At 58.3% G+C, this 14147-nt stretch carries 13 protein-coding genes; all 13 read left to right on the plus strand.

Translation table 11 applies throughout. The features are described 5' to 3' along the window. The first annotated feature begins 147 nt into the window (after window positions 1-147). The 13 genes from EV586_RS00390 to EV586_RS00450 all read left to right on the plus strand — a co-directional run bounded on the left by EV586_RS00390 (window position 148) and on the right by EV586_RS00450 (window position 14128). Window positions 148-852: a polysaccharide deacetylase family protein gene (locus EV586_RS00390; protein WP_165898127.1), complete on the plus strand. Its 705-nt coding sequence runs from the start codon at window positions 148-150 to the stop codon at window positions 850-852. Next, window positions 849-1832, plus strand: a complete 984-nt coding sequence (locus EV586_RS00395) for a polysaccharide deacetylase family protein (RefSeq protein ID WP_132943113.1) — start codon at window positions 849-851, stop codon at window positions 1830-1832. Before EV586_RS00390 ends, EV586_RS00395 begins: the two co-directional genes overlap by 4 nt. A 110-nt stretch (window positions 1833-1942) precedes the next feature. Beyond that, window positions 1943-3187, plus strand: coding sequence for a M16 family metallopeptidase (locus EV586_RS00400; protein ID WP_243652886.1), 1245 nt, complete (start codon window positions 1943-1945; stop codon window positions 3185-3187). Window positions 3188-3277: 90 nt separating this feature from the next. Next, window positions 3278-3559 carry a YlmC/YmxH family sporulation protein gene (locus EV586_RS00405; RefSeq protein ID WP_132943115.1) on the plus strand — a complete coding sequence of 94 codons (282 nt, stop codon included), beginning with the start codon at window positions 3278-3280 and terminating at the stop codon, window positions 3557-3559. 135 nt (window positions 3560-3694) lie between these two features. Next, window positions 3695-4573 (plus strand): dipicolinate synthase subunit DpsA, encoded by an 879-nt coding sequence (dpsA, locus tag EV586_RS00410; RefSeq protein ID WP_132943116.1) that lies wholly within the window; start codon window positions 3695-3697, stop codon window positions 4571-4573. A 16-nt stretch (window positions 4574-4589) separates the two neighbouring features. After that, complete coding sequence (locus EV586_RS00415; RefSeq protein WP_132943117.1) at window positions 4590-5192, plus strand: dipicolinate synthase subunit B; 603 nt, start codon at window positions 4590-4592, stop codon at window positions 5190-5192. 37 nt (window positions 5193-5229) lie between these two features. Then, window positions 5230-6267: an aspartate-semialdehyde dehydrogenase gene (locus tag EV586_RS00420; RefSeq protein WP_132943118.1), complete on the plus strand. Its 1038-nt coding sequence runs from the start codon at window positions 5230-5232 to the stop codon at window positions 6265-6267. A gap of 15 nt (window positions 6268-6282) precedes the next feature. Next, window positions 6283-7500 (plus strand): aspartate kinase, encoded by a 1218-nt coding sequence (gene dapG / locus EV586_RS00425; protein WP_132943119.1) that lies wholly within the window; start codon window positions 6283-6285, stop codon window positions 7498-7500. Window positions 7501-7553: 53 nt separating this feature from the next. Next, entirely contained in the window at window positions 7554-8429 is an 876-nt protein-coding gene (gene dapA, locus EV586_RS00430; protein ID WP_132943838.1) for a 4-hydroxy-tetrahydrodipicolinate synthase, read from the plus strand. A gap of 214 nt (window positions 8430-8643) precedes the next feature. Further along, entirely contained in the window at window positions 8644-10311 is a 1668-nt protein-coding gene (locus EV586_RS00435) for a ribonuclease J (RefSeq protein WP_132943120.1), read from the plus strand. A 102-nt stretch (window positions 10312-10413) separates the two neighbouring features. Beyond that, window positions 10414-11202 carry a ClpP family protease gene (locus tag EV586_RS00440; RefSeq protein ID WP_132943121.1) on the plus strand — a complete coding sequence of 263 codons (789 nt, stop codon included), beginning with the start codon at window positions 10414-10416 and terminating at the stop codon, window positions 11200-11202. Continuing rightward, complete coding sequence (locus EV586_RS00445) at window positions 11199-11426, plus strand: YlzJ-like family protein (RefSeq protein ID WP_132943122.1); 228 nt, start codon at window positions 11199-11201, stop codon at window positions 11424-11426. The genes EV586_RS00440 and EV586_RS00445 overlap by 4 nt, the downstream gene beginning before the upstream one ends. Window positions 11427-11557: 131 nt before the next feature. Next, the gene (locus EV586_RS00450; RefSeq protein WP_132943123.1) at window positions 11558-14128 is read left to right on the plus strand and encodes a DNA translocase FtsK; all 2571 of its coding nucleotides are present in this window, start codon (window positions 11558-11560) and stop codon (window positions 14126-14128) included. Window positions 14129-14147 lie beyond the last annotated feature (19 nt).

Raw genomic sequence — 14147 nt, forward strand, 5'->3', positions numbered from 1 at the left:
TAGATTGACGAAGCAACTACGAGGAACAGAGCATCCGCTCTGTTCCTTTTTTTCATGAGGTCTAGTCCTTTTTGAAGTCGCATAGACTGCCATTGAGGTTAGGAGGACAACCAGATGAGAAAAATAACGTACAGGAACAGAAACAGATTGCATTCCGGCAAACTGGTCGCCGCCTGTGCCGTTTGCCTGTTGATGTTTTCCGGTATCACCGATACGCTGGCCATCAACACGTATGTCCGCGATCTGAAAGGACTGGCGATCCCGGTGCAGACCTACCGCGTCGAGCATCCGGTGGTGGCACTGACCTTTGATGTGTCGCAGGACAGCGACCCAGTCGCGCAGATTTTGGTCAAACTGCGGACCGAACGGGCACGCGCGACCTTTTTCCTGACCGGAGAATGGGTGGAGCGACACCCGCATCTGGCCCGCGCCATCGTCAAAGAAGGGCACGAGGTGGGGCGCAGTCTGTATAGCAGCCGCACCGCATCCGAACTTTCGCCAGAGCAACTGCGCCAAGAGCTGCAAAAGACGGACGACGCTTGGCGTGCGGCACACCTGCCGGAGGTAGACCTGTTTCGCGTGCCCGACGGTGAAACGAACGGACAAGTTGCCAAAGAGATCCGCAAACGTCATGAAAATCTGATCGCCTGGTCGGTCACCGCCGTCCCGGAATCACCGGGAGCTGCTGCCGGCGTCTGGAGCGGGCTGCCGTCTGCGTTGTCGGCCGGAGACATCGTGCGCCTGCGCGCCGACCGGCTCACTTTGGAGGGGATCAGCACAGTGCTGACAGGAATTCGCGGCGCCGGCTATGACGTGAAGACGATCTCTTCGATGCAGGAGGAGGTAGAGTGACTGTGAAACGACCGTATTTGATCGTGACGCTGACCAAACGCCGTCTGTTGCTTTGTGCGGCGGCGTTTTTGTTTTTGGCAGGCGGGCTGGTCTTGAGCGGCAGCCACGAGCAGCAGGTCGCCGTCGTCAATGTGATGACAGGGGTGAGCCACGATTCGCTCAAACAGCGGATCGAACTGCTCGCCAAAGAGTATGACAAACAACCGATCGACGCCAAGAACGATCCCGTTTGGCGGGCCATCCCCGGATTGAACGGGCTGAAAGTCGATGTCGATGCCACGTATGAAAAAACGAAAAAAGCGGGCGGCGACCGCATCCAGGTGGTGGCGGAGCAGATTCCGCCAAAAGTGCATCTGAAAGACCTCGGCGCTGTGCCGATCTACAAAGCAAATGCGCAAAAAAAGCAAATCGCGCTTATGATCAACGTTGCTTGGGGGACAGAATATATACCAGAGATGCTCGCCACCTTGGCTGAACACCAGGTGAAAGCGACTTTCTTCCTCGACGGCAGTTGGACGAAAAAGAATCCGGACGTCGCGAAGCAGATCGCGGCGGCCGGTCATGAGCTCGGCAACCACGCCTACTCGCACCCCGATATGTCACGGATGGGCGTCTCCGATCAGCTGCGCCAGATCACCCGCACCAACGAAGTGATCGAGGCGGCGACAGGCATCCGGCCGAAGCTGTTCGCACCGCCGTCCGGTGCGTACGCCGATTCCACCGTCTCGACCGCCTACAAGCAGGGCATGTACACGATCCTCTGGTCGCTCGACACGGTCGACTGGAAAAAGCCACCCGCTGCGACGATCGTCAACCGCGTGCTGTCCCGCGCGGAAAACGGTTCGATGGTGCTGATGCATCCGACCGAACCAACTCGCAACGCGCTGCGTACGATAGTACCAAGTCTCGTCAAAAAGGGCTATGGCCTGGTCACCGTTTCCGAACTGCTGGACGAAACGCGCCCTGTGCCATCCTCTTAAATTGGTTCGATGTGGCATCGAGCCCGGTTTTTTGCTATAGTAAACCTGATTCAGTCAGATAGAAATCGTCATAGAAGTAAGAGTCTCTCGTTGACAAGAGGAGGATGTTCTTGATTTATCGTGAAGTGCTCCAAAACGGGATACGAGTGGTCATCGAAGAAATACCATCGGTGCGCTCCGTATCGCTGGGGATCTGGGTCGGGGCTGGCTCCCGCGACGAAAGTCCGCAGAATAACGGCGTTACCCATTTTATTGAACACATGATGTTTAAAGGAACGGAGAAGCTGAACGCGCGCCAGATCGCCGAGCTGTTCGACGGCATCGGCGGGCAGGTCAACGCTTTTACGTCCAAGGAATACACATGCTATTACGCGAAAGTGCTGGACGAACATTTCGGGCTGGCGCTGGAGACGCTCGGCGATATGGTGCTTAACTCAAAGTTTGCGGAGGAGGAGCTGGCCAAAGAGCGTCGCGTGGTCCTTGAAGAGATCAAGATGTACGAAGATGCTCCGGATGATCTGGTGCATGACATGATCGCCGAAGTGGTGTTTCAAAAGCACCCGCTCGGCTACAACATCCTCGGCACGGAAGCCAACCTCAACGCGTTTGTGCCACAGGATCTGTTCTCTTATATGGAAGAGAAATACACGACCGACAACGTGGTCATCGCGATCGCCGGCAACGTCAAGCGCGACCACGCCGTGGCGCTGGCGAGCAAGCTGTTCGGCCACCTGCAGCCGTCGCGCATTTCGCGACAGGAAGAGCAGGCGGTGTTCCATGCCGGCAAAGCGATCCGCAACAAGAAGACCGAGCAGGCGCACATCGTGCTGGGCGCGCCTGGCATCGCGTATGATGATCCGATGATCTACCCGGTGATCCTGTTTAACAACGTGCTGGGCGGGTCGTCCTCGTCGCGCCTGTTCCAGGAGATCCGCGAAGAGCGCGGTCTGGCCTATTCGATCTACAGCTACCACACCGCGTACAAAGACATCGGCATGTTCGGGCTCTATGTCGGCACCGCTCCGGAGCGGGCGCAGCACGTGCTCGACCTCTGCGAACAGGTGCTCGGCGGCATCGCGCAACATGGCATCACCGCTGACGAGCTGAACAAAGCGAAAGAGCAGGTGAAAGGCTCGCTGATGCTCTCCTTGGAGAGCACGTCCTCGCGCATGTCGAGACTTGGCAAAAACGAGCTGCTCGGCCGCCACATCTCGCTTGACGAGATGGTCGACAAGATCAAAAACGTGACGCTGGAAGATGTCAAAACGGCGGCGGGCGCGATCCTTGGCGGCAAATTCGCGATGTCGGCCGTCGGACCGCTGGACGATCTGCGGGCACCGGGCGAAACGAAATAAGCGTTTTCATGAAAAGCACCTGATCGCTTCAGGTGCTTTTTCGATTTTTTTGCGCATAAGAGGTAACAAAGACAGGAGGGATCAGGACAGATGAGACTGAGTGAACTGGCAGGGAAAGAACTGATCGACGTGCGTTCCGGCACCCGGATTGGCATGCTCGGGGGCGCCGATTTGTTTATTGATGAAGTGAGCGGGCAGATCCATTCGATCGTCATCACCCAAGGCGGATTTTTCAACAAGCGGAAAGACCAGTCGGTCATCCCGTGGGCGGCGATCCACAAGGTCGGCCCTGACATGATCCTGCTCGATTCGACCCAGGAGGCGCGCGGCGCCTATGCGGTGTTTGGCACCACCGACTCGCCCAGCGCATAGGATATCTCACCTGCAGCGACCCGCGGCACTGGAGATTCCCCGTTATCTGTGCAGCAAGGTCTCAGGAAGAATTGGCTGTGTGCCTTGAATTTTCTTGTGTTTCGCGTAAAATGTTGTGAAAGGGGTAACCGGAGCATGCTGACAGGGATCAAAATGGCGTTCGTCGGCGGCGACGCTCGCATGATTGAAGTGATCAAGTATGCGATCGAACTCGATGCGAGCATCGTTTTGATCGGCTTCGACCAACTTGAGACCCCCCTCGCAGATACGGTAAAGGCAGAACTTGACCCAGATGCATTCAGAGACGTAGACGCAATCGTGCTTCCTGTGACCGGGATGGATGATGCTGGCCGCGTGGAATCTCGTTATTCCAAGGAAGAGCTGGTACTGGCGGATCATCACTTTTCCGCAGTCCGGCAGGGGGCGCTCATCTTTACCGGGATCGCAAGGAAGCGACTGACGGAGGTGTGTCAGACCAAAGGTCTGCGCCTGATCCAACTGATGGAGCTCGATGAGGTGGCGATCAAGAATTCTGTGCCTTCTGCCGAAGGGGCGATCGCGATGGCGATGGAGCATACGGATATCACGATCCATGGTTCGCGCTCCGTAGTGCTCGGGTTCGGGCGCTGCGGGATCACCCTGGCCCGGATGCTGAACGGCATCGGGGCGGATGTACGGGTCTGTGCGAGGAAAGAGCCGGACCTCGCCCGCATTGAAGAGATGGGGCTTGAGGCATACCCGATGAATGAAATCGGAAAGGCGGTAAGCGATGCGGAGCTGATCTTCAACACGATTCCGCATCTTGTGTTGTCAGCCGAAGTGCTGGCGCGGGTGCCGAAGTCCTGTGTGATTATCGACATCGCGTCCAAGCCGGGCGGCACCGACTTTCGCTATGCAGAAAAACGGGGAATCAAAGCAATTCTTGCTCCAGGCCTGCCGGGGATCGTTGCCCCGAAGACCGCAGGGCAGATTTTGGCAAGGACGCTCTGCCGGATCCTTTGGGAGTACGCATAACCTGGAGGTATCGGCGATGGAATTGAAAGGGAAAACGATTGGTTTTGGTCTTACCGGTTCACATTGCACGTACGCGGAAGTACAGCCGGCGATGGAAGCGCTGGTAAATGCCGGAGCCCGCGTGATTCCTGTCTTGTCCTATACGGTACAGTCGACTTCCACCCGTTTCGCCGAAGCGGATGAATGGGTGGCGACGATTGAGCAGATCACCGGCGAGCAAGCGATCAAGTCGATTCCGGAGGCCGAACCGCTCGGCCCCTCGAAACTGCTCGACTGCATGCTGATCGCACCCTGCACCGGCAACTCGCTGGCGAAGCTGGCCAACGCGATGAACGAATCGCCCGTGCTGATGGCAGCGAAATCAACGCTGCGCAACGACCGCCCGGTCGTCGTGTCGATCTCGACCAATGACGGCCTGGGGCTCAATGCGACCAACATCGGGCGGCTGCTGGCGACGAAGAACATTTTCTTTGTCCCGTTTGGGCAAGATGACCCGTGGAAGAAAATCAATTCGCTGGTCGCGCGAAACGAGCTGATTTTGGAAACGATCGAACAGGCGCTGGAGAAGAAGCAGCTCCAGCCGATGATCGTGGAGAAGTGGCGCGACCTGCAAAAATAAACAGCAAGCTTACTTGACGAGGAGTTGGACGATCGAAATGGTAAAAAAAGAACGCTACAATGTTGCAGTGGTTGGAGCCACAGGCGCAGTCGGTCAGAAAATGATTGAAACTCTGGAGAAACGGGATTTCCCCGTTGGCGAACTCCGCTTGCTCGCCTCTCCTCGTTCTGTTGGCCAGCAAGTGACGTTTAAAGGCCAGACCTATACGGTGGAAGAAGCCCGTCCGGAAGCGTTCGAAGGCATCGACTTCGCGCTGTTCTCGGCGGGCGGTTCCATCTCTGAGAAACTGGCTCCGGAAGCGGTGGAGCGCGGTGCGGTCGTCATCGACAACACCAGCGCGTTCCGCATGGTGCCGGAAGTGCCGCTCGTCGTGCCGGAAGTCAACCCGCACGCGATCTCGCAGCACCAGGGCATCATCGCCAATCCGAACTGCTCGACGATCCAGATGGTCGTCGCGCTCAAGCCGCTCTATGATGCTTATGGCATCGAGCGCATCATCGTCTCGACCTACCAGGCGGTGTCCGGCGCCGGGCAAAAAGGCGTCGACGACCTGCTCGACCAGACCCGCGCCGTGCTGAACGGCGAAGAGGTGGTCGGCACGCATCTGCCGGTCGGCTCACAGCCGAAGAAACACCAGATGGCGTTTAACGCGATCCCGCAGATCGACGTGTTTGAAGAAAACGGTTTTTCCAAAGAAGAGATGAAGATGGTCAACGAGACGCGCAAGATCTTCGGCGACCAAGAGATCCAAGTCACGCCGACCGCTGTGCGTATTCCGGTCATGTACGGCCATGCCGAAGCGGTTTACATTGAGACGGAGAAGTCGTTCGACCTCGAAGAGGTGCGCCAACTGCTCGAGCAGGCGCCGGGCGTGACGGTGATCGACAACCTGAAAGAACAGGAGTACCCGATGCCGGCGATGGCAGAGGGCACTCATGACGTGTATGTGGGGCGCATCCGCCGCGACCTGTTCCATCCGCGCGGCTTGAACTTGTGGGTAGTATCTGACAACGTGCTCAAAGGCGCTGCCTGGAACGCGGTGCAGATTGCGGAATATATGGTGAAATCCAAGTAGTAAGAAGGGGACTGCATGCGAATACTCGTTCAAAAGTTCGGTGGCACTTCGGTGGCCACGCGAGAGATCAGGGAACAAGCGATCGAACACATCCTGGAGGCCAAGTCGCTCGGGTACAGCGTCGTGGTCGTCGTCTCGGCGATGGGGCGCAAAGGAGATCCGTACGCGACCGACTCGCTGCTCTCTTTGATCGACGAGCAGGACAGAACCTCCCGCCGCGAAGTGGATCTCTTGATGTCTTGCGGCGAAGTGATCTCCGGCGTCGTGTTTGCCGCGCAGCTGCGCTCGCACGGCGTGGAGGCGACCGTCTTGAACGGCGGTCAGGCGGGGATCACGACCAACGATGATTTTTCCCAGGCGCAGATCATGACGATCAACCCGAAGCGGATCTTGCAGGAGCTCGAGCATGACCGCGTGGTGATCGTGACCGGTTTTCAAGGCTGGACGAAAGACTATGAAACGACGACCCTCGGCCGCGGCGGCAGTGACACGACGGCGACCGCGCTCGCCGTGGCGCTCGATGCGGAAGTGGTCGACATCTTCACCGACGTCGCAGGCATCATGACGGCCGACCCCCGCATCGTCGATGACGCGAGACGCCTGCGCTCCGTCACCTACAGCGAGATCTGCAACCTCGCCTATCAGGGCGCGAAGGTGATCCATCCCCGCGCCGTAGAGATCGCGATGCAAAAAAACATCCCGATCCGCGTGCGGGCGACTTCTTCGAAAGAGGAAGGAACGCTGGTCACCTCACAGACCGGGACGGACCGCATCGAAGGCGAACTGCGCGATCAGCTGGTGACCGGCATCACGCAGACGGCGAACGTCACTCAGCTGAAAGTGTTTGCCGAACCCGGCGATAACGGGATGCAGTTGAAAGTGTTTCGGGCGATGGCTGCGAACGGGATCTCGGTCGATTTCATCAACGTCAATGCGCGCGGCGTCGTCTATACCGTCTCAGACCATGATACGAACAAGGCGATCCATGTGCTGGAAGACCTCGGCTTCCGTCCGGAAGTGACGCGCGGCTGTGCAAAAGTGTCGGCGGTTGGCGCCGGTATCGCCGGCGTCCCGGGCGTGATGGCGCTGATCCTCGAAGCGATCACGTCGGAAGGCATCGAGATCCTGCAATCGGCCGACTCGCATACGACGATCTGGTGCCTCGTGCGCGGTGAAGATATGGCACAAGCTGTGCGCGCCCTGCACAACAAATTCGAACTGCACGCTCTGTAATCGGAGCAGAAGATTCAAACTTAATATCCAAGGATGGTGTGTAGACAGTGGCAGTGGATTTTGGAAGACTCTTGACCGCGATGGTCACTCCGTTTGATGACAATGAGGAGATCGACTACGGGCGTTTGGACCGTCTGATCGATCATCTGATCGCGACCGGTACGACAACGCTCGTCGTTTCCGGCACGACCGGCGAATCGCCGACTTTGACACACGATGAGAAGATCTCCCTGTTCAAATATGTGGTGGAAAAAGCGGCCGGCCGTGTCAAAGTGGTCGCCGGGACGTCGAGCAACAGCACGAAAGCATCGGTCAAACTGTCGCAGGAAGCGGAAGCGGCCGGCGTGGACGGCCTGCTGCTCGTGGTGCCGTACTACAACAAGCCGTCGCAAGAGGGCATGTACCAGCACTTCAAAGCGATCGCCGAGTCGGTGCAGATTCCCTGCATCCTGTACAACATTCCGGGCCGCACCGGCGTGAACATGACGTCGGAGACCACTCTGCGCCTCGCCGAGATCGACAACGTGGTGGCGACCAAAGAATCGAGCGGCGACTTCAACCAGATCTCGGAGATCACAGCAGCCGCGCCGGCCGGATTCAAGGTGTACAGCGGCGACGACTACCTGACCCTGCCGATGCTGTCTGTCGGGGCTTATGGCATCGTCTCGGTGGCTTCGCACGTCATCGGCAGCGAGATGACCGAGATGATCAATCAGTTTGTGGAAGGCAATGTGGCGGAAGCAGCGCAGATTCACGCCAAGCTGCTGCCGGTCTTCCAAGGCCTGTTCCTCGCCACCAACCCGACGCTCGTCAAAGCTGCGCTGAACCAGAGCGGCGTCGAAGTCGGTGGCGTGCGCCTGCCGCTTACGGCTGCGCCGTTCGAGCTGGTCGAAGAGATTGGCACCCGTTTGAAAAAAGTCAAAGGCTAAGACGCTTCGCCAAAAGAGGAGCGGCTCTCCCGTGCAGAGCCTGCTCCTCTTTTTGTTGTGTAAGCCTGGTTTTCGACGGAAATACTACGCTCAATGGCTCTCTCTTGTAACGAAGATATAGTTCATGTATAATATTTACCAAGTGACTGGTACGGGTTTTTGGTGACACGAACTAGGACAAGCGAATGAATCGGATACTTTTGGAGGTGTAGTTTTGAGCAAGAACAACAACAAATTGTCGATCATCCCGTTGGGCGGCGTTGGGGAAATCGGCAAGAATATGACGGCGTATGTGTATGGCAACGACATCATTGTGGTCGATGCCGGCTTGAAGTTCCCGGAGGAGGAAATGCTCGGGATTGACATCGTCATCCCGGATATCACCTACCTGATCGAGAACAAGAACAAGATCCGCGGTATGTTTATTACTCACGGACACGAAGACCACATCGGAGGTCTTCCGTACTTCCTGAAGCATATCAACGTGCCGGTCTACGGGACACGTTTGACGCTCGGGCTGATCGAAGGCAAACTGCGTGAACACAATCTTCTTGAGGTCACCAAGCTGATCACCGTCACCAACCAGAACAATATCAAAGCGGGTGCCTTCACGGTTACTCCGTTCTATAACAACCACTCCATTCCGGACACCGTCGGTTTTGCGATCGACACTCCGGAAGGCATCGTGATCCACACCGGCGACTTCAAATTTGACTTCACGCCGGTCGACAACCGCAAAGCGGACTTCCATATGCTGTCCGAGTGGGGCGCGAAGGGCGTACTTGCGCTGCTCTCCGACTCCACCAACGCAGAGCGTCCGGGCTACACGATGTCGGAGCGCGTGGTCGGCGTCACGATCGATGACACCTTCCGTCAGGCGGAGCGCCGCATCATCCTCGCGACATTCGCTTCCAACCTGCACCGGATTCAGCAGGTGTTTACCGCGGCGGAGCGGCACGGGCGCAAAGTTGCCGTCGTCGGACGCAGCATGGTCAACAACATCAACATCGCGATGGAACTCGGCTACCTGCAGGTGGCAAAAGGCACCTTGATCGATCCGGACGAAGTGAACAAACTGCCGGCCGACAAGATCGTCGTGCTCTCCACCGGCTCCCAAGGTGAAGCGATGTCTGCCTTGACCCGCATGGCGCGCGCGACACACCGCAAAGTGGAGATCCTGCCGGGCGACACCGTCATTATCGCGTCTTCGCCGATCCCGGGCAACGAGAAGTTCATCTCCCGCACGATCGACCAGCTGTTCCGCATCGGCGCGAACGTCATCTACCAGCAAGTGTCCGGCGTACACGTTTCCGGTCACGGCTCGCAGGAAGAACTGAAGTTGATGCTCAACCTGGTGCAGCCGAAATACTTCATCCCGGTACACGGTGAGTTCCGGATGCTGAAAAAACACGTTGAACTGGCCGTGGCAACAGGCGTTGAAGAAGATAACTGCTTCATCGTCGATGTCGGCGATCAGGTAGAATTCCAGAACGGCCGCGCCCGCCTCGGCTCGAAAGTGCCGTCCGGCACCGTGCTGATCGACGGTCTCGGCGTCGGCGACGTTGGCAACATCGTCCTGCGCGACCGCAAGCTGCTCTCGCAAGACGGCATCCTCGTCGTTGTGGTTACCTTGTCCAAGGCGGAAGGCACGATTCTTTCCGGTCCGGACATCATCTCCCGCGGCTTCGTCTACGTGCGCGAGTCGGAACAGTTGCTCGACGAAGCGAACCGCATCGTCACGGCGACACTGCAGCGCATGGTGGCAGAGAACGTCAACGAATGGTCGTCCCTGAAGACGGGCGTGCGCGATGCCCTGTCCCGCTTCCTGTACGAACAGACCCGCCGCCGTCCGATGATCCTGCCGATCATCATGGAAGTGTAATGCAACGATCAAGCCTTGGTTTCTTCCGAAACCAAGGCTTTTTGCATGTTTTGGCGGGCGTTGCTTCATACTACATCCGAGAACTTAGAGGAGAGTGGTACGATGCAAGAATGGAGAAACGGGCGGATGGACATGCCGCCAACGATAACGCCCCCACAACCGCCAGGCGCCCAGCCTTCGACTCCGCCCGGAATGCCGCTTGACATGCCGAGCCGCGGTCCTGTGGATACGATTCAGGCGCTGGGCACGACCAACGTGCCGTCCACCGAGCAGTCAAATATCTATTGCATCAGCGTGATCGGGCAGGTGGAAGGTCATGTTGTCCTGCCGCCGCAAAACAAGACCACCAAATACGAACACATCATTCCGCAACTGGTTGCGGTCGAGCAAAACAATTCGGTCGAAGGCGTGCTGATCATTTTGAATACGGTGGGCGGGGATGTGGAGGCAGGGTTGGCGTTGGCAGAGATGATCTCCTCCTTGTCCAAGCCGACCGTCACCTTGGTGCTGGGCGGCGGCCACTCGATCGGAGTGCCGATCGCCACCGCGTCCGACTACAGCTTTATCGCCGACACGGCCACGATGACGATTCACCCGATCCGCCTGACCGGTCTGGTCATCGGGGTGCCGCAATCGTTCGAATATCTGGAAAAGATGCAGGAGCGCGTGGTCAGCTTCGTCACCACCCACTCGAACATCACCGAAGACAAATTCCGCGAGCTGATGCTGAAGACGGGGGAACTGGCGCGTGACATCGGCACCACCGTCGTCGGCCGCGATGCGGTCAAATACGGATTGATCAATGAGCTCGGCGGTTTGGGCCAGGCGATTGGCAAACTGAACGAAATGATCGCGGAACGCCGCACCCGCGGAACCGAGGTGCTGCAATGATGCTCTGGTCGGTCGTGCCGGAAGAGCTCATCCTCGAAAATTATGACAAGCAGACGTACAATTGGGTGGAAGCGGAAGTAAGCGGCGTGAAAATGCTGGTCGAACCGGCCGAAGGACAGCCTGGCTACGGCCGCATCATCCGGCTGCTCTGTCCGAACCCGTCCAACTACTTAAACCCGAAATATCAGCCCGGCCAAACGATCTGCTTGACCGGCGGGAACTAAAAATACGCAGAAGTAGGGCCACTTCCAGACCGGGCGGGAGTGGCTTTTTTGCTGGGCACTGAAGGAAATGGTGCAAAAAAGGAGAAACTTTCATAGAGCAAGATTTGGCAAGAACGGAGCGAAAGCAAGCGATGGCGAGAGCAAAAGGGAAAGGCAAAGGCGCGAAAGGCGCCGGCAAAATGGAACAGACCAAGCAGTTTCTGAAGTTCGAACTTCTCGGCCTCTCCCTGATCGCCCTGGCGATGCTGGGGCTCGCCGCGCAAGGCTGGGTGGGCAAGACGATCGACTATTTGTTCATCCTGCTCGGCGGCAATTGGGATTGGCTGCTCGAATGGTATCTCATCTATGTGGCGGTCTATCTGATGATCAAGCGGCAGCGCTTGAAGCTGACCGCGCGGCAGTGGGGGCTGATCGTGTTTTTGATCGTGATGCTCACCTGGTCGCACATGAACCTGTATGACACCATCACCCGCGGGCACGCCAACGTGGCCCCCGACCTGTTTGATGTGACGATGGAACGCATCTCGGCGCAGTCTGAATACAACACGACAATACCGCTGCAAAACGGCCAGCCGGTCGCAAAACCGTCGGCTGGCGGCGGCTTGACCGGATTTTTGGTCTTTTCGCTGACCCACTACCTGTTCGATACGGCCGGCACCTTGTTTGTGCTGGTGATGGCCGGCATCATGGCGGTGATCTTAATCACGAAAAAGTCGCTCGTCACCACACTTGGCAACGGGCGCGATAAGATGGCGATACGAATGTCCGGCCTGTATGACGCCTTGCGCGAATGGCCGGGCCTGCTCCGGGAGAAGCGCGCGAAGTCGAAGCAGGAGAAGCAGCAGGCGCAGAGCCGGGCGGCCGATGAGGTATCCCCATTGTGGGACCTCGAGGACGACGAGTTCGCCGCGGTGTCCGAAGCGTCTGCGAAGCCGAAACAGGCGGCCAAGCACCCCGAGCCGCAATTTCTGCCGCAGGAACAGGAGCCAGGAGGCGACCTGCCCTTCACGGTGCGCTCCTTCGCCGATCAGCTGCATGCTGAGCAGCAGACGGACGGGGGGGCAGCAGCGGACGAACAGCTTGACGTGCCGCGCTTTGTGCAAGGCGCCGATTCGCCGCAGATCAAGATCCAGTTTCCGGTCAAGCCGGCCCAGACGCCGCTCGACGCGCCGCAAGCTCAGCAGGCCCTGCCGACGATGCCGCTCAAAGGCATTCCGAAGTTGGAAGAGCCGGTTGAACTGCAGCTCGATTTCCAACCGGTGCAGGAAGATTTTTATGAAGTTCCGCCGCTCTCCTTGCTCGACGTGCCGAAGTCGGGGCAAAAGGGCATGGGCATCGCCTCGGTCAAAGCGAACGCCAAGAAGTTGGAGCAGACGTTCGAAAGCTTTGGCGTCTCCGTCAAAGTCGTCAACGCGCAGATCGGACCGACCGTCACCCAATACGAAGTCCAGCCGGCCGTCGGGGTCAAAGTCTCGAAAATCGTCAACCTCTCCGACGACATCGCGCTGGCGCTGGCAGCGAAAGATATCCGCATCGAAGCACCGATCCCCGGCAAATCGGCGATCGGCATCGAGGTGCCCAACACGGAAGTGGCGGTCGTCACGCTGCGCGAGGTGCTGGAGGCGGGCGAATTTGCCGCCAATGAGTCCAACTTGGCGATCGCACTCGGCCGCGACATCTCCGGTCTGCCGATCGTCGGCACCCTCTCGAAGATGCCGCATCTCTTGGTAGCCGGCGCGACCGGCTCCGGGAAATCGGTCTGCGTCAACGGGATCATCACGTCGATCCTGTACAAGGCCAAGCCGTCCGAAGTCAAGTTCATCATGGTCGACCCGAAGATGGTCGAATTGAACGTCTACAACGGCATTCCGCACCTGATGGCGCCGGTTGTCACCGACCCGCGCCGCGCCGCGTACGCCTTGAAAAAAGTCGTGGCGGAGATGGAGCACCGCTATGAGCTGTTCTCCAAGACCGGCTGCCGCAACATCGACGGCTACAATGCGCTGATGAACGAAAAAGGAGCCCAGCCGCTCCCGTACATCGTCGTCATCGTCGACGAATTGGCCGACCTGATGATGGTGGCGCCGGGCGATGTGGAAGATGCGATCTGCCGACTGGCACAGATGGCGCGCGCCGCCGGCATCCACATGATCATCGCCACACAGCGCCCGTCGGTCGACGTGATCACCGGCGTGATCAAAGCGAACATCCCGTCGCGGATCGCGTTTGCCGTCTCTTCGCAAGTTGACTCGCGGACGATCCTCGACTCCGGGGGCGCGGAAAAGCTGCTCGGGCGCGGGGACATGCTCTACCTGCCCGTCGGCGCTTCCAAGCCGGTGCGCGTGCAAGGCGCGTTCCTCTCCGACGCGGAAGTGGAGCGGGTCGTCACCTACGCCAAGTCGCAGGGCGAAGCGAACTACACGGTCGACCTCACCTCGCCGCAAGCGGACGAAGCTGGCGGCGCGGGCGACGACGATCTCGACGATCTGTTCTACGACGCTGTCTCGCTGATCGTCGACGCGCAGCAGGCGTCGGTGTCGCTTCTGCAGCGCAAGTTAAAAGTCGGCTATGCGCGGGCCGCCCGCCTCGTCGATCAGATGGAAGACCGCGGCTTTGTCGGACCGTTTGAAGGCAGCAAACCGCGGGAGGTGAAGATCACCCGCGATCAATGGATCATGATGCAGCAGACCGCCTCTGAGTAAATTCAGGGCGGTTTTTTAT

Source organism: Tumebacillus sp. BK434 (assembly GCF_004340785.1).
Taxonomy (GTDB): domain Bacteria; phylum Bacillota; class Bacilli; order Tumebacillales; family Tumebacillaceae; genus Tumebacillus_A.

What these genes read in the sequence shown, in the direction of transcription:
- dpsA (WP_132943116.1), top strand. Translation starts at nt 3,695, where the DNA reads ATGCTGACAGGGATCAAAATGGCGTTCGTCGGCGGCGACGCTCGCATG.
- EV586_RS00450 (WP_132943123.1), top strand. Translation starts at nt 11,558, where the DNA reads ATGGCGAGAGCAAAAGGGAAAGGCAAAGGCGCGAAAGGCGCCGGCAAA.
- EV586_RS00415 (WP_132943117.1), top strand. Translation starts at nt 4,590, where the DNA reads ATGGAATTGAAAGGGAAAACGATTGGTTTTGGTCTTACCGGTTCACAT.
- dapG (WP_132943119.1), top strand. Translation starts at nt 6,283, where the DNA reads ATGCGAATACTCGTTCAAAAGTTCGGTGGCACTTCGGTGGCCACGCGA.
- EV586_RS00440 (WP_132943121.1), top strand. Translation starts at nt 10,414, where the DNA reads ATGCAAGAATGGAGAAACGGGCGGATGGACATGCCGCCAACGATAACG.
- EV586_RS00445 (WP_132943122.1), top strand. Translation starts at nt 11,199, where the DNA reads ATGATGCTCTGGTCGGTCGTGCCGGAAGAGCTCATCCTCGAAAATTAT.
- EV586_RS00420 (WP_132943118.1), top strand. Translation starts at nt 5,230, where the DNA reads ATGGTAAAAAAAGAACGCTACAATGTTGCAGTGGTTGGAGCCACAGGC.
- EV586_RS00405 (WP_132943115.1), top strand. Translation starts at nt 3,278, where the DNA reads ATGAGACTGAGTGAACTGGCAGGGAAAGAACTGATCGACGTGCGTTCC.